Annotated in this window: 10 protein-coding genes; 7 read left to right on the top strand and 3 right to left on the bottom strand. The window is 71.4% G+C overall.

The window, feature by feature from the left end; genetic code table 11:
- Window positions 1-158: 158 nt before the first annotated feature.
- Both ACGFNF_RS20360 and ACGFNF_RS20355 read right to left on the bottom strand, forming a co-directional pair.
- On the bottom strand, window positions 159-2,279 hold the full coding sequence (locus tag ACGFNF_RS20360) for a M14 family zinc carboxypeptidase (RefSeq protein WP_393169796.1): 2,121 nt from the start codon (window positions 2,277-2,279) through the stop codon (window positions 159-161).
- 151 nt (window positions 2,280-2,430) lie between these two features.
- Window positions 2,431-3,096 (bottom strand): response regulator transcription factor, encoded by a 666-nt coding sequence (locus tag ACGFNF_RS20355; RefSeq protein WP_357577428.1) that lies wholly within the window; start codon window positions 3,094-3,096, stop codon window positions 2,431-2,433.
- Between the two features lie 306 nt (window positions 3,097-3,402).
- Here ACGFNF_RS20355 and glgX point away from each other — a divergent pair, with 306 nt between their 5' ends.
- Genes glgX through treZ form a run of 3 tightly spaced genes read left to right on the top strand, consistent with a single transcriptional unit; the run spans window position 3,403 to window position 9,573 of the window.
- Window positions 3,403-5,520, top strand: a complete 2,118-nt coding sequence (gene glgX / locus ACGFNF_RS20350; protein WP_357577505.1) for a glycogen debranching protein GlgX — start codon at window positions 3,403-3,405, stop codon at window positions 5,518-5,520.
- 1 nt (window position 5,521) lies between these two features.
- Window positions 5,522-7,843, top strand: a complete 2,322-nt coding sequence (treY, locus tag ACGFNF_RS20345) for a malto-oligosyltrehalose synthase (RefSeq protein WP_393169794.1) — start codon at window positions 5,522-5,524, stop codon at window positions 7,841-7,843.
- Complete coding sequence (treZ, locus tag ACGFNF_RS20340; RefSeq protein WP_357577430.1) at window positions 7,840-9,573, top strand: malto-oligosyltrehalose trehalohydrolase; 1,734 nt, start codon at window positions 7,840-7,842, stop codon at window positions 9,571-9,573. The genes treY and treZ overlap by 4 nt, the downstream gene beginning before the upstream one ends.
- Window positions 9,574-9,653: 80 nt before the next feature.
- Here the strand turns inward: treZ and ACGFNF_RS20335 are convergent, their stop codons facing one another.
- A complete protein-coding gene (locus tag ACGFNF_RS20335) occupies window positions 9,654-10,529 on the bottom strand; it encodes an alpha/beta fold hydrolase (RefSeq protein WP_393169791.1) in 876 nt (291 codons plus the stop codon).
- 99 nt (window positions 10,530-10,628) lie between these two features.
- On the opposite strand from ACGFNF_RS20335, the gene ACGFNF_RS20330 reads away from it, so the two are divergent.
- From ACGFNF_RS20330 to ACGFNF_RS20315, 4 genes are all read left to right on the top strand, one after another.
- Window positions 10,629-11,180 (top strand): YciI family protein, encoded by a 552-nt coding sequence (locus tag ACGFNF_RS20330; RefSeq protein WP_393169789.1) that lies wholly within the window; start codon window positions 10,629-10,631, stop codon window positions 11,178-11,180.
- Window positions 11,181-11,385: 205 nt separating this feature from the next.
- On the top strand, window positions 11,386-11,757 hold the full coding sequence (locus ACGFNF_RS20325) for a hypothetical protein (protein ID WP_393169787.1): 372 nt from the start codon (window positions 11,386-11,388) through the stop codon (window positions 11,755-11,757).
- A 20-nt stretch (window positions 11,758-11,777) separates the two neighbouring features.
- Window positions 11,778-13,835: a hypothetical protein gene (locus ACGFNF_RS20320; protein ID WP_393169785.1), complete on the top strand. Its 2,058-nt coding sequence runs from the start codon at window positions 11,778-11,780 to the stop codon at window positions 13,833-13,835.
- Complete coding sequence (locus tag ACGFNF_RS20315; RefSeq protein WP_393169783.1) at window positions 13,828-14,490, top strand: ElyC/SanA/YdcF family protein; 663 nt, start codon at window positions 13,828-13,830, stop codon at window positions 14,488-14,490. The genes ACGFNF_RS20320 and ACGFNF_RS20315 overlap by 8 nt, the downstream gene beginning before the upstream one ends.
- The last annotated feature ends 372 nt before the right edge of the window (window positions 14,491-14,862 follow it).

Raw genomic sequence — 14,862 nt, 5'->3', positions numbered from 1 at the left:
CCCCGGGGCCCCCCCCGGGCGGGGGGGGGGGGGGGGGGGGCGGGGGGGGGGGGGGGGGGCCGCCCCCCCGGCCCCCCCCCCCCCCGCGGGGCGCGGGGGGGGGGGGGGGGGGGGGGGGGGCCCCCCCCCCCCCCCACCTCGGGCGGGGACTCAGCAGGTCACAGCTGCGCGCACTGGCCGAACTTCGGACCACTCACGGAGTTGGCGACCTCCAGGTCTGTCGGTGCCGCGGAGTTGCCGGTGCAGTCCAGCGGGCCGTTGACGGTGTTGCCGGCCACCAGCGGGGCCACGTCCTTGCCGTCGACCACGCCGACCGGGCCGGTCAGCGTGTTACCGACCACCACGACCGGGCCCTGGGTGCCGGTGGCGCGCACCGGACCGTTGACCCTGCTGTCGGTCACGACGAACCCGGCGGCGCCCGTGGCGTCGACGGGACCGTTGATCGAGCTGCCGTTGACGATCAGCACCGCGCCGGGACGCACCTGGATCGGACCCCGGACGGTGGCCCCGTCGAGGCAGGCGACGCCGGAGACGACCAGCGGGCCGTTGCGGGTACCGGTCAGGGTGGGGGCGACCCGCTCGCCGGCGACCAGGCCCTCCACGGCCTGCTCGTCGAGCAGCAGCGGGATCAGGCCCCGCTGCGGCTGGGACAGCGGAACCAGGTAGCTGTCGCCGACCTTGATCACCTTCCAGCCGTGGGCGGCGAGCCGCTGGGCCACGGTGGTGCGCTGGCCGGCCGGGCCGTCGGTGCGCTCGCCGTGGTACTGCTCCTCGGTCAGCCGGTACGCGCACGGCGCCTGCTCGAGGATCCGCTCCGGGGTGGGGGCGTCCGCGGGCGGCGGGGCCTCACCCGGGTGCGGGGCGGGGTACGCCTCGATCTTGCGGGAGCCCCGGAACACGATGCGTCCCTCGTTGGCGGACTGCGACAGGATCCCCTCGGCACGGGCCTTGGTGATGCCCTGGACGCTGGCGCCGTGGTACGTGAGGAACTGGTTGAACGTCCACAGCGCGGAGTAGGTCTTGCGCCGGCGGTTGTTCGCGGTGTTGGACTCGTCGGGCCGCGTCGGGCCACCGGAGCTGCGCAGCTCCAGCAGGGAGTTGACCACGTTCTTCAGGCCGAGGGTGTTGCGCAGGATGGTCTCCTCGCTCAGCCCCACGTTGGCCCCGGTGGTGCACCCGTACGGACAGGCCCACCAGCCGTCCCGGGCGCCCTCGGTGTACATGTGGCCCTCGATCATCTTCTGCGACTCGTCGAAGATGCCCTGCGCCACGTTCTGGTGCCGCGGCGGCAGCATCGGCAGGTCACCGGTGTTGGTGTTGCCGTACTCGTGGCCGTCGTAGCCGGCGATCGGCCGGTAGTCGCGCACCATCTCGGCGAGGGCGCGGGTCTCCGGCTGGCGGATCAGCGAGTGGTCCCGGTTCAGGTCCTGGCCGGTGGAGTTGCCCCGGGAGTTGGCCGCCCGCCCGTCGCCGTTGAGCGTCGGCACGATGAGCATGGTGGTCTTCGACAGCAGGTCGAGGGTCTTGGCGTCCTTGGTGAAGGCGAGCTGCCGGGCCATGATCAGGCAGGCCTCGCGGTCACCCGGCTCGTTGCCGTGCACGTTGCAGTTGACCATCAGCGGGTTGGTCGCGGCCACCGCCTCCGGCGTCGCCGCCGGCCGGGGGTAGCCGATGACCAGCATGTTGATCGGCCGGTTCAGGACGGTACGGCCGATCTCGACGACGCGGACCCGGTCGCTGGCCCCGTCGAGCGCGGCGGTGTACGCGTACTCGTTGACGTCGCTTGTGTACTGCGCGCCCAGCGTCTCCTCCCACTGGGTGCGCAGGTTCTCACCCGGGGTGCCCGCGTCGCCCCAGTGGCCGCGGGTGGTGCCGCTGACCGGCGCCGAGTAGGGCTGGACCTCGGTGCCGAAGCGGGCCCGTACCCGCCACTGGAAGCCGTTGCCGGGGGCGAAGCCGGCGTCGGCGAAGGTCGGCTCGTCGTTGTTGACCTGCCGGTTCGGGCGCCACACACCGGCAATGACCGGCGTGCCGGGCGTGCCGTCCGCGGCGAGCGGGGTCCGCTCGATCTGGTAGTCGGTGGCCCCTTCCACCCGGGTCCACGCCAGCGTGGCGTACCCGTCACCCTGCACGACCGTGAGGCCCTGCACCTGGTTCGGCTCCGCCTGCTGAAGGGCAGCGCTCGGCTGCCCCTGCGCCTGCGCGGGCACCGCCGTCGCCACGAGGGCGGCGGCGAGCAGCGCGGAGAACACACCGGCCGTTGTCCGTCTGTATCTCAAAAGGATCTCCAAACAGGAGGGATGGCTGGGTGCGCCCAGCACACCCGTACTCGGCCCGCCGGTGGCGGGCAGCCTGCGATTCTTGAGGATCACCTGAGATTCCCGACGCGGTAACCGGGGCGCGGGTCGCGGTTCAGGTCACCGAGGGTCCTCATCCGGTGCGCAGCCGGTAGCCGACGCCGCGCACCGTCTCGACCAGGCCGGCGTCGTCGAGCTTGCCCCGCAGGGCCGCGACGTGCACGTCGAGGTTGTGCCGGCTGCCCCAGGTCGTCTGCCAGACGTCCAGCTGCAACCGGTCCCTGGGCACCACCGTGCCGGCCTGCCGGGCGAGCGCCACCAGCAGGTCGAACTCCTTGCGGGCGAGGTTGACCTCCCGGTCGCCCACCCAGACCTGCCGGGCGTGCACGTCGATGCGCAGCCTGCCGGCCCGCAACTCGCCCGTGCTGCGGGTGCCCCGGGTGCTGCGGGCGGTGCGCCGCATCACCGCCTCGATGCGGGCCTGCAACTCCACCATCGAGAACGGCTTGACGACGTAGTCGTCGGCGCCAGCGCGTAGGCCGGCCACCCGGTCGTACTCCTCGGCGCGGGCGCTGACCGCGATGATCGCGACGTCCTCGTCGACCTGCCGCAGCCGCCGGCAGACCTCCAGGCCATCCCGGTCGGGCAGGTTGAGGTCCAGCAGGACCAGGTCGACGGCGTCGGCCCGGATCGCCTCGGCGGCCGTCAGCGCCGACACCACCTCGTGTCCCCGGCGGCGCAGCGCCTTGGCGAGGGCAGACGCCACGCGTAGGTCGTCTTCGACCAGGAGCACCCGCACGCACGCCCCCCGGACCTCGTCCCCCGCCGGATCCTGCGAGTCTGTCCGATGATCATCGACTTGACCAGTGCGGACGCAAGATGGTGACCGCAAGCATGATCCGTTGCGGACCGACAGCGGGGCCACGGTGACCGGGGGCGTCGAAACGTCCACCCGCTACCAGTCGGGTGCATTACGGTCATCCTCCGATCGGGTGGATTGGCGGCGGAGCGCGTGGGGCAATACCCGCACGCGCGCCACCCGGCCCCGTCGTGTGGTGCGCTCATGGTGCGGTGCGCGCTCATGATCTTGCGCAAAGGGAGCGACATGCAGGTCTGGCCGGGTGAGCGGTACCCCCTGGGGGCCACCTACGACGGGATGGGCACCAACTTCGCCATCTTCTCCGAGGTGGCCGAGCGGGTCGAGCTGTGCCTGTTCGACGAGTGGGACACCGGGGCGGAGCGGCGGGTCGAGCTGCGCGAGGTCGACGCGTACGTCTGGCACGCGTACATCCCCGGCATCGAGCCGGGGCAGCGCTACGGCTACCGCGTGCACGGCCAGTACGACCCGGCGAACGGGCTGCGCTGCAACCCGGCCAAGCTGCTGCTCGACCCGTACGCCAAGGCTATCGACGGCGACGTGCGGTGGGACCCGGCCGTCTACGACTACGAGCACGGCGACCCGGAGCGGATGAACACCACCGACTCGGCGCCGTTCATGCCGAAGTCGGTGGTGGTGAACCCGTACTTCGACTGGGGCAACGACTCCCCGCCCCGCATCCCGTACCACCACTCGGTCATCTACGAGGCGCACGTGCGCGGCCTGACGATGCGCCACCCGGACATCCCCGACGAGCTGCGCGGCACGTACGCCGGCCTCGCCTCCCCGCCGATGATCGAGCACCTGACGAAGCTCGGCGTGACCGCCGTCGAGCTGATGCCGGTGCACCAGTTCGTGCACGACCACCGGCTGGCCGACATGGGGCTGCGCAACTACTGGGGCTACAACACCATCGGCTTCTTCGCCCCGCACCACGGCTACTCGGCGCTCGGGCACCTTGGCCAGCAGGTGCAGGAGTTCCGGGGCATGGTCAAGGCGCTGCACGCCGCCGGCATCGAGGTCATCCTCGACGTGGTCTACAACCACACCGCCGAGGGCAACCACCTCGGCCCGACGCTGAGCTTCAAGGGCGTCGACAACCCCAGCTACTACCGGCTCAGCGAGGAGGACCGCCGCTACTACGTCGACTACACCGGCACCGGCAACAGCCTCAACGTACGCAGCCCGCACTCGCTCCAGCTGATCATGGACTCGCTGCGGTACTGGGTGACCGAGATGCACGTCGACGGGTTCCGCTTCGACCTCGCCGCCACCCTCGCCCGCGAGTTCTACGAGGTCGACCGCCTCTCCACCTTCTTCGAGGTGGTGCAGCAGGACCCCGTGGTCAGCCAGGTCAAGCTCATCGCCGAGCCGTGGGACGTCGGGCCGGGCGGCTACCAGGTGGGCAACTTCCCGCCGGTGTGGACCGAGTGGAACGGCAAGTACCGGGACACCGTGCGCGACTTCTGGCGCGGCGAACCGGCCACCCTCGCCGAGTTCGCCTCCCGCATCTCCGGCTCCGCCGACCTCTACCAGGACGACGGGCGCCGCCCGTTCCACAGCATCAACTTCGTCACCTGCCACGACGGGTTCACGCTGCGCGACCTGGTGTCGTACAACGACAAGCACAACGAGGCCAACGGCGAGGAGAACCGCGACGGCGAGAGCCACAACCGGTCCTGGAACTGCGGCGTCGAGGGCGACACCGACGACGAGGCGGTACGCGCCCTGCGGGCCCGGCAGCGGCGCAACTTCCTGACCACCCTCGTGCTCTCCCAGGGCGTGCCGATGATCGGCCACGGCGACGAGCTGGGCCGCACCCAGCGGGGCAACAACAACGCCTACTGCCAGGACAGCGAGCTGGCCTGGGTCGACTGGGACGCCGCCGACACCGACCTGCTGGAGTTCACCCGCAAGCTTGTCGACTTCCGCCGCCGCCACCAGGTGTTCCGCCGGCGGCGCTTCTTCACCGGTCTGCCGGTGCGCTCCCGGCTGGTCGACGAGCCCCTGCCGGACCTGGCCTGGTACACCCCCGACGGGCGGGAGATGACCGGCGAGGACTGGGGCAACGACTTCGGCCGCTCGGTGGCGCTCTTCGTCAACGGCGAGGGCATCCGCGAACGCGGCCAGTACGGCCAGCGCCACGTGGACGCCTCCTTCCTGCTCTGCTTCAACGCACACGACGCCCCGCTGGACTTCACCGTGCCCGGTCCCGAGTTCGGGCCGCGCTGGGAGGTGGTGATCAGCACCGCGGAACCGGAACCGGAGAAGACCACGGTCGTCGAGGCGGGCGGCACCCTCTGCGTGCCCGACCGGTGCGTGGTGGTGCTGGAGAGGAAGGCCTGACATGTCGAGCACCCCTCGACCCGACGCGCCCCGGGTGGGCACCACCTACCGGGTGCAGGTCCGCCCCGGCTTCGACCTGGACGCCACCGCCGAGCTGGCCGACTACCTGGCCGGCCTCGGCGTCACGCACCTCTACAGCGCGCCCCTGCTCACCGCCACCCCCGGCTCGGCGCACGGCTACGACGTGGTCGACCACCGTGCCGTCAACCCCGAGCTGGGCGGCGAGGCGGCCCGGCAGCGGCTGCTGCGGGCACTGCGCGCCGCCGGGCTCGGGATGGTCGTCGACATCGTGCCCAACCATGCCGGCGTGGCCGTGCCCGCCGCGAACCCCGCCTGGTGGGACGTGCTGCGCCGGGGCCGCGACTCGGCGTACGCCGGTTGGTTCGACGTCGACTGGGACCGGGGGCGGCTGCTGCTGCCGGTGCTCGCCGACACCCCGGACGCCCTCGACGACCTCAAGCTCGCCGACGGGGAACTGCGCTACCACGAGCACCGCTTCCCGATCGCCGACGGCACCGCAGACGGCAGCCCCCGCGAGGTGCACGACCGGCAGCACTACGAGCTGGTCTCCTGGCGGCGCGGCGACACCGAACTGACGTACCGCCGGTTCTTCGCGGTCTCGGACCTGGCCGGGCTGCGGGTGGAGGACCCGGACGTCTTCGCCGCCACCCACGAGCTGGTGCTGCGGTGGGCGGCGGCCGGCGAGGTCGACGGCATCCGCGTCGACCACCCGGACGGGCTGCGCGACCCCTCGGCCTACCTGGCCCGGCTGCGCGCCGCGGCGCCCGACGCGTGGCTGGTGGTGGAGAAGATCCTGGAGTACGGCGAGGAGCTGCCGGACTGGCCCGTGGAGGGCACCACCGGCTACGACGCCCTCGCCGCCGTCTGCGGGCTCTTCGTCGACCCCGACGCGGAGGGCGACTTCACCGCCCTGGACACCCACCTCGTCGGCCGACACACCTCCTGGCAGGACCTCACCCACGACACCAAGCTCGCCGCGGCCACCCGCCTGCTGTCGGCCGAGCTGACCCGCCTCGCCGCGCTCGCCGACGACGTCGAGCACGACGCCGCCCGCGCGGCGCTGGCCGAGCTGGCCGCCGCGTTCCCGGTCTACCGGGGCTACCCGCCGCACGGCGCCCGGCACCTGGCCGCCGCCCGCGCCGAGGCCGGCCGCCGCCGCCCCGACCTGACCGCGGTGCTGGACGCGCTCACCCGCCGGCTGCGCGACCCCGACGACGAGCTGGCGAAGCGCTTCCCGCAGCTCACCGGCGCGGTCATGGCCAAGGGCGTGGAGGACACCGCCTTCTACCGGTGGAGCCGCTTCGTCGCGCTCAACGAGGTCGGCGGCAGCCCCGCGCACTTCGGCGTGCCGCCGGCCGAGTTCCACCGCTTCGCCGCCGCCCGGCAGGTGCGCTGGCCGGCGAGCATGACCACGCTCTCCACCCACGACACCAAGCGCTCCGAGGACGTCCGGGCCCGCCTCGCCGTGCTCAGCGAGCTGCCGGGACGCTGGGCCGACCTCGTCGCCAGGTGGACGGCCCGCGCGCCGCTGCCCGACCCGGCCTTCGCGCACCTGCTGTGGCAGACCGCCGTCGGCGCCTGGCCGATCGAACGGGAGCGGCTGCACGCGTACGTCGAGAAGGCCGCCCGCGAGGCGTCGGCGTCGACGAGCTGGGCCGACCCCGACCCGGTCTTCGAGCGGGCCATGCACGACGTGGTCGACGCGATGTACGACGACGCGCAGCTGCACGCCGAACTGACCGCCTTCGCCGCCGAGATCGCCCCCGTCGGCTGGTCCAACTCGCTCGGGCAGAAGCTGGTGCAGCTCGCCATGCCCGGGGTGCCCGACACCTACCAGGGCACCGAGCTGTGGGACAACTCGCTTGTCGACCCCGACAACCGCCGGCCGGTCGACTTCGCCGTACGCCGGGAGCTGCTGGCCCGCCTCGACGCCGGCCCGCCCCCGCCGGTGGACGCCGGCGGCGCGGCGAAGCTGCTCGTGGTGTCGCGGACCCTGCGGCTGCGCCGCGACCGCCCGGAGCTGTTCACCGGCTACCGGCCGGTGCCGGCCCACGGGCGCGCCGGGCGGCACGCGCTCGCCTTCGACCGGGGCGGCGCCGTCGCCGTGGCCACCCGCCTGCCACTCGGGCTGGCACGCGCCGGCGGCTGGGGCGACACGACTCTGTCACTTCCCGTTCACGAGGTGACCGACCTGTTCACGGGCCGGTCCTACAGTGGCGGGCAGACCCCGCTGGCCGACCTGCTGGCCACCTACCCCGTCGCGCTGCTGGCTCCCACCACCGAGTCCGTGGAGGCTTCATGACCGAGTTCACGGTGTGGGCGCCGCAGGCCGCCCGCGTCCGGCTGCGCCTGCCGGGCGTCGCCGACCACGAGATGCGCTCCGGCCCGGACGGCTGGTGGCGGGTCGAGGTGCCTGCCGCCGGCCCCGGCACCGACTACGCCTTCCTGCTCGACGACGACGAGCGGGCGCTGCCCGACCCCCGCTCGCCCTGGCAGCCGGAGGGCGTGCACGGGCCGAGCCGGCGCTACGACCACGCGGCGTTCGAGTGGACCGACCAGGCCTGGACCGGCCGGCAGCTGCCCGGCGCCGTCCTCTACGAGCTGCACGTCGGCACCTTCACCCCCGAGGGCACCTTCGACGCCGCCATCGGCCGCCTCGACCACCTCGTCGACCTCGGCGTCGACATGATCGAGCTGCTGCCGGTCAACGCCTTCAACGGCGAGCACAACTGGGGCTACGACGGGGTCTGCTGGTATGCCCCGCACCAGCCCTACGGCGGGCCGGACGGCCTGAAACGGCTGGTCGACGCCGCCCATGCCAAGGGCCTGGGGGTGATCCTCGACGTCGTCTACAACCATTTCGGGCCCTCCGGGGCCTACGCGCCGATGTTCGCGCCGTACCTCACCGAGCAGAGCAACACCTGGGGCCGCACCGTCAACCTCGACGGACCGCACTCCGACGGCGTGCGCCGCTACATCGTCGACAGCATCCTCATGTGGCTGCGCGACTACCACGTCGACGGCCTGCGGCTCGACGCCGTGCACGCCATGCCCGACTCCCGCGCCACTCCCTGGCTGGAGGAGGTGGCGATCGAGGTCGAGGCGCTCGCCACCCACCTCGGCCGGCCGCTGTCGCTGATCGCCGAGTCCGACCTCAACGACCCCCGGCTGATCACGCCCCGGGAGGCCGGCGGCTTCGGCCTGCACGCCCAGTGGAACGACGACGCCCACCACGCCCTGCACACCCTGCTCACCGGCGAGCGGCAGGGCTACTACGGCGACTTCGGCTCCCTGGAATGCCTCACCGACGTGCTCACCGGCGGCTTCTTCCACGCCGGCACCTGGTCCAGCTTCCGCAACCGCCACCACGGCCGGCCCGTGGACCGGCAGCGCACCCCCGGCCACCGCTTCGTCGCGTACCTCCAGAACCACGACCAGATCGGCAACCGGGCCACCGGCGACCGGATCTCCGCCACCCTCTCCCCGGGGCTGCTGCGCGTCGGCGCGACGCTGCTGTTCACCGCCCCGTTCACCCCGATGCTGTTCATGGGCGAGGAGTGGGCCGCCAGCACCCCGTGGCAGTTCTTCACCAGCCACCCCGAGCCGGAGTTGGCGACCGCCGTCGCCACCGGGCGCAAGCGGGAGTTCGCCGCGCACGGCTGGCCGGAGGGTGACGTGCCGGACCCGCAGGACCCGCAGACCTTCGTCCGCTCCCGGCTCGACTGGGCCGAGCTGGACAAACCCGAACACCGCGAGATGTACGAGTTCCACAAGCGGCTCATCGCGCTGCGCAAGAGCCGCCCCGACCTGTCCGACCCGAGGCTGCACGCCGTGGACGTACGCCCCGGCGACCAGTTCCTGGTGATGCGCCGGGGCGGGACCCTGGTGGCGGCGAACCTGGCCGCCAAACCCCAGCGGATCACGCTGCCGGGGGTGGCGCGCCGGGTGCTGCTCGCGACGGGGGAGGGGGTCACGGTGATGCGCGATCGCATCGAGCTGCCGGCGGAGACGGCGGCGATCGTGGCGCTCTGAGCGGCGCCCGATGTCACCGGCCGTCGGCAGCGCGGTGGCGGCTGCCGGCGGCGACCGGCCCGCCCCCGTCGTCGACGTGGTCAGCCGGCGTCCAGCACCTCGCGCAGCCTGGCCGCGAACTCGGCGGGCTTGCCGGCGTAGCCGAACTCGCCGTCGAGGAAGCCGCCGTGGTGACTCGGGAACACCACGGCCTCCTGGCCGAGCAGCGCCGCGGTGGCGACGGCCGTACGCGCCGTGTAGGTCCCTTCCGTCTCCTCGCCGACCGCGATCACGATCCGGGTCGGCGCCGCCGTGAGCGCCGCCACGTCGGGCCGGTAGTCGGTGACCGTCCCGGAGGCCTTCGACAGCAGCGGGTCGTCGCGGGAGCCGTCGTCCTCGGTCGGCAGGCCGAACGCCGCCGGGTCGGGCGCGGGCTGGGCGAAGTAGGCGTCGGTGAACTCGCCCTGCCAGGAGACCAACGCCATGAAGGCGGCCATGCCTGCGCCCATGCCCTTCGCCTGGTACGCCTCGTGGACGGCGGCCTGGGCGCGCTCGGCCGCCGCGGCGTCGGGGAGCACGGTGGTGATCGGCGGCTCGTGCGCGACCAGCGTCGCCACGTCCGCGGGGTGGGACGCGACCAGCTCCAGCGCGGTCACCGCCCCGCCGCTGCTGGCGAACACGTCGACCGGAGCAGCGCCGAGCGCCTCGATCAGCAGGTGCAGGTCGGCCGCCTGGTGCTGCGGCGTGTGGTCCGACCGCCCGTCGCTGCGGACGCTGCGGCCGAGCCCGCGCGGGTCGTAGGTGACGACCGTCCGGTCGGTGAAGTGGGTCGCGAGCGCGTTGAAGCCCTCCGCCGTCATCGGTTGACCGATCATGAGCAGCGTGCGGTGCCCGCCGGAGGCCGACAGTGGACTGCGCACGTCGTAGACCAGGTCGACGCCGGGCGCGGCGAGGGTGTGGGTCTCCATCGTCGTCATGCCGGCGAGCGTACGACCGACGGGTGACAGATCCGGTGCTACGCGCGGGAAACGGCCCCACCCGCCCCGGGTTTCGGCACCGGCGTCAGGATCTGCGGTATGGAGTTCTTCTGCTACCACCGCGACCGGCGCGACTCCCTGGCTCTGCGCAAGCAGCTGCGCGAGGAGCACTGGTCCTACATGGACCGGTACGCGGAGCGGATGATCGCCCGTGGGCCGACGTTCGCCCCCGACGGGGAGACGCCGACCGGCAGCGTGCACATCGTCGACCTGCCCGACCCCGCCGCCGCCCGGGCGTTCGCCTTCGACGAGCCCAACTACCAGGCCGGCGCGTACCGGGACGTGCTGCTGCGCCGGTGGCACAACACGCTGGGGCGCACCATGTGGGACTTCCCCGGCGGCCGGACGGGTGGTGACCGGTTCCTGGTGCTCGGCCTCGGGGCGGGGGAGGCCGCCGACCTGGACGTGAGCGCGGACCGGGACGAGTTGATCGCGTACGGGCCGCTGCTGTCGGACGACGGCGTCAGGTGGCTGGGCACGGCAGCGCTGGTCCGGGCGGAAAACCCGGACGAGGCGCGTGCCGTGTTGACCCCGGACCGGTACGCCGAGATCGAGGTCCACGCGTGGGCGTTCGGCGGACGACCAGCCTGACCCCGGTAGCCGAAGAACGACGATTCCTTTCATTCGCTCGTGTCGCTCCCACACCGATGGAGGGCGGCCATTCGGGCACGCGCGACAATCCGTGAGCGTCGCGAATGGGGCATCGCCGCGCTCAAGACCTGGGAGAACGATTTCTCAGTGTGACCGGAGTGCGACCTGCTGTCATAATGAAGGCCGTTCCGGTCTGCGGAGGACGGTGGTGCTCGTGTCCGGGGTCGAACTGATTGTGGCCGCGTTGGCTGCGGGAGCGGGTGCGGGAGTCAGCAACACCGCCAGTGCTGCCATCCAGGATTCGTACACCCAACTGAAGGCGGTGCTGGTCGGCCGGCTGCAAAACCGCCGGCAGGCTCGGGACGCACTGGACCAGGAACTGACCGAGCCGACGGCGTGGGAGGCCGTACTCGGCGCGGACCTGCGCGCTGCCGGCGCCGCCGATGACGAACAGGCGATCGCACTGGCCCGACGGATCCTGGAGCTGATCGATCGACAAGGGCCCCGAATCGACCTACGGCACAGCCGCGGGGTGCAGGTAGGGAACGATAACGTCCAGACCAACACCTTCCACTAGCCGACCGGCACGGATGCGTGGTGGCAGAACAGCGCGATCAGCAGGACTCCCGCCGGTTCAACATCCCTAAGGCCCGCGGGGGAGTGGCCGGTGACCACAACATCCAGGTCAACCTCTTCAGCGCGCCGCCGGAGCGGTCGGTAACCGCCCATTCGTCGGTCCCTTCCTCTCCAGGGGCGCTCGAGGTGTTGCGCGCGAGCGTCAACAAGGTCGTCTCCGAGCAGGTCAGGCTGCTCACGAACCGTGGCCTCCTCGTCGTGCCGTGGTCGCTGCAGACGAGCGGGACGGACGGGTCCGAACCGGTTGCTGGCATCTCACCCACATGCGACGACGAGCTCGGTGACTTGGTGGCGGGTGGCGGTCAGTTGATCGTCGTCGGGGATTCTCAGTCCGGCAAGACCACCCTTGCCACCCGGATGGTCAAGCTCATCGCGGACCGCACGGACAAACAGCCCGTCGTCTTCACGCTTGCCACCTGGAATCCGCGCACCACCCGCCTGAAAGCCTGGATGCTCGACGTACTGCGCTCGACTTCTCGACAGAACGGCACCAGCCAGGTCGCCGCCCTCGCGGCGGCGCTGGACGCAGGCGAGATCATCCCGGTGTTCGATGGCTTCGACGAAATCGACGAGGCGTTCTGCGGCAAGGCGTCCCAGGCGATCAACCTCTTCGTCGACGACCGACCCGCAGTGCTCACCGGCATTCCTCGGCCGTCGCATTCCCGGGCACTCTACGCCGCCCTGCCCGGAGCCGAGGTCATCGAACTGGCTCCTGTCGAAGCGAGCGAAGTGGCGCGTTACCTCCTGAACGTGCCCAAGCCCGAGCGGGCACGGTGGCGCGCCATCTCGGCGCTGGTCGAGGCCGAGCCCAGATCGACCGTAGCCGCCGCGCTGTCATCACCGCTGATTGCCTGGCTGACCAAGAGCGTCTACGCGACCGGCCCCGAGCCGGCTGCCCTCGCCACGGCACGCGACGCGACTGAATTGCTGGACGAGGACAGGTTCCCAACTCAGGCCGCCATCGAGAACCACCTCCTCGGCAGCCTCGTCACCGCCGTCTTCGGCCTCCGCGTTGCAAGTCCCGACGGGGACCTCGCCCCGGTCAACGAATTCCCGCCAGAGGACGCAAAGCGATGGCTGAGCTTTCTGAGCGAGCACGCGGTCAGACGCATCATCGCCTTCTGGGAGATCAGGTACTACGCGCCGCTGTACCGGCTGGCCCTTGCTGCGGCGGCGCTCGCGGGCGTCACGGTCGGTGTCCTCAACCGCTCTGTCCCCGTGTTCGCCGGCACCGCGACTCTGCTGTCGCTCGCCGGCCTGTGCTTCGGCTTTGGATGGGCCCGGGGATACGCGGCTGGGCGGGCCCGTGGACCGGCGGATCCTGCCCGGGCCGGATATGCCCGGGGAGGCGTAAACAAGGACGGCGACATGCGTTCCCACACGCTTCGGCTGGCGCAGGGGCTATTGTTGATCACGCTCAGCTACGCGGTTTGCCGGATCACCATGCTCGGGCTCGCTGAGCCGGCCGGCTGGTTGCTGGGCCTGTCACCTGGCCAGGCCCAGCTGGGTGCAGTCCTGGCGACCCCGGTGGCTGTCGGCGTCGGCATCCTCGGCGGCCGGATCGCCGCCGCCGTGCTGCGGGCCGCACCGTGGCTGGACGCGAAGACGGGGGCCCGGACGGCCGACCCGCTCGTGGTCATCCGCAACGACCGGCGATCCGGGATCGGCCTCTTCCTCCTCGCGTGTGTCATCCTGGCCGTCGGATACCTGGTCTACTACGTTGCAGTCATGCCACTCGGTTTCCCCAACGGGATATACCTGGCGCCCATGGGGGCGAGCGTCGCCGTGTTCTTCTGGAACGAGTGGGCTTGCTACAAGGTCGCTCACCTTTGGCTTCTGTCGCACCACCTGCTGCCCTGGCGCTTCGAGCAGTTCCTGCAGACCTGCCATGACGGCGGAATTCTCCGCAAGAACGGGAACCACTTCGAATTCCGTCACCAACGTCTGCAGGACTGCTTGGCGGAGTCGTACCCCGACCACGGTCGCACTCGGCGAAACGCGTCCGGCCACCGTGTTTGACATCGCGCCGGGCACCACCGGGCTGACCATCGAGGACATCGCCCACATCCTGATTCCCGGACGGGGCCGCAGCGTCGACGGGATCGGGCTCAGCCCGGACGGCCTGTTGCGCGTGCAGGTGGCGCGCGAGCTGTACGAGCAGGTGACCGGGCCGCGGCAGGGCCGGATCGTGTGCTCCGGGTACAAGTCGCCCGTCGACTTGAAGGGCCTGCCGTGGACACCACCGGACTCGCCCGGAGAGCGGTTCTGCGGCATGCCTGAGGCGGACATTATGAAGGCCGAGCTGCTGGCCCTGGACGTACCCGAGGACGTGATCCGCGTCGAGCGGCACTCCATCGACACGGTCACGAACTTTCTCCGTTCCGAGACGGAAGGGCATTTTGGTGACGACCGGCCAGTGGCGATCGTGGCCCAGGTAGACCATTTGCACCGGATGCTGTCTGTCATCGCACCCCGGACGCTGCGCCGCCCGTACCTGGGCGTGGTCGCGCCCGGAACAGAGACGAAGCGCGAGGGTGGGCTGGTCGGCCTGGCCAGCAGGGCGATCGTGACGGCACTTCCGAACGATGCGAGCCGGGCGGTGGCAGTCGCCACGAGGCGCGCCAGCGGCGTATGGCGTACTGTCCGCGCGTTGGGCATGCGCGAATACCACTAAGCTTTTTCCAGCGAGCCCTTCATCATCATTTGTTGCGGCTGGGTTCGTCGTGGCATAGGACGGCGATGGTCTGCCCTATTGTGGTGGTGCGGTGTGGCATCACTACAGCCTGGCTTCCGACCGGGCCATGGGATCTTGAACGGCCGCTGTCCAACCTGGCCTCGCATTTATCGATCTCCGCGCACGCCGCACTACCCTTAACTGCAAGGACAGATCGGATTGGCTCGGTCCAGGTTCGACAGGACCGATGATTCCGCGCCGCGGAGCAAGGCAGAAGACCCTCTCAGCTGGGCCGACCAGGGTCGTACCAGGTTCGGTTGTGCCGTGAACGCCCTACCGGGCTGACGTCGTCGTTCTGCCGCGAGCAAACCC

It is taken from the genome of Micromonospora sp. NPDC048868 (assembly GCF_043198195.1).
GTDB lineage: Bacteria > Actinomycetota > Actinomycetes > Mycobacteriales > Micromonosporaceae > Micromonospora > Micromonospora reichwaldensis.
The sequence above is the reverse complement of the archived record's forward strand: the minus strand, read 5'-3'. Positions and strand labels throughout refer to the sequence as shown.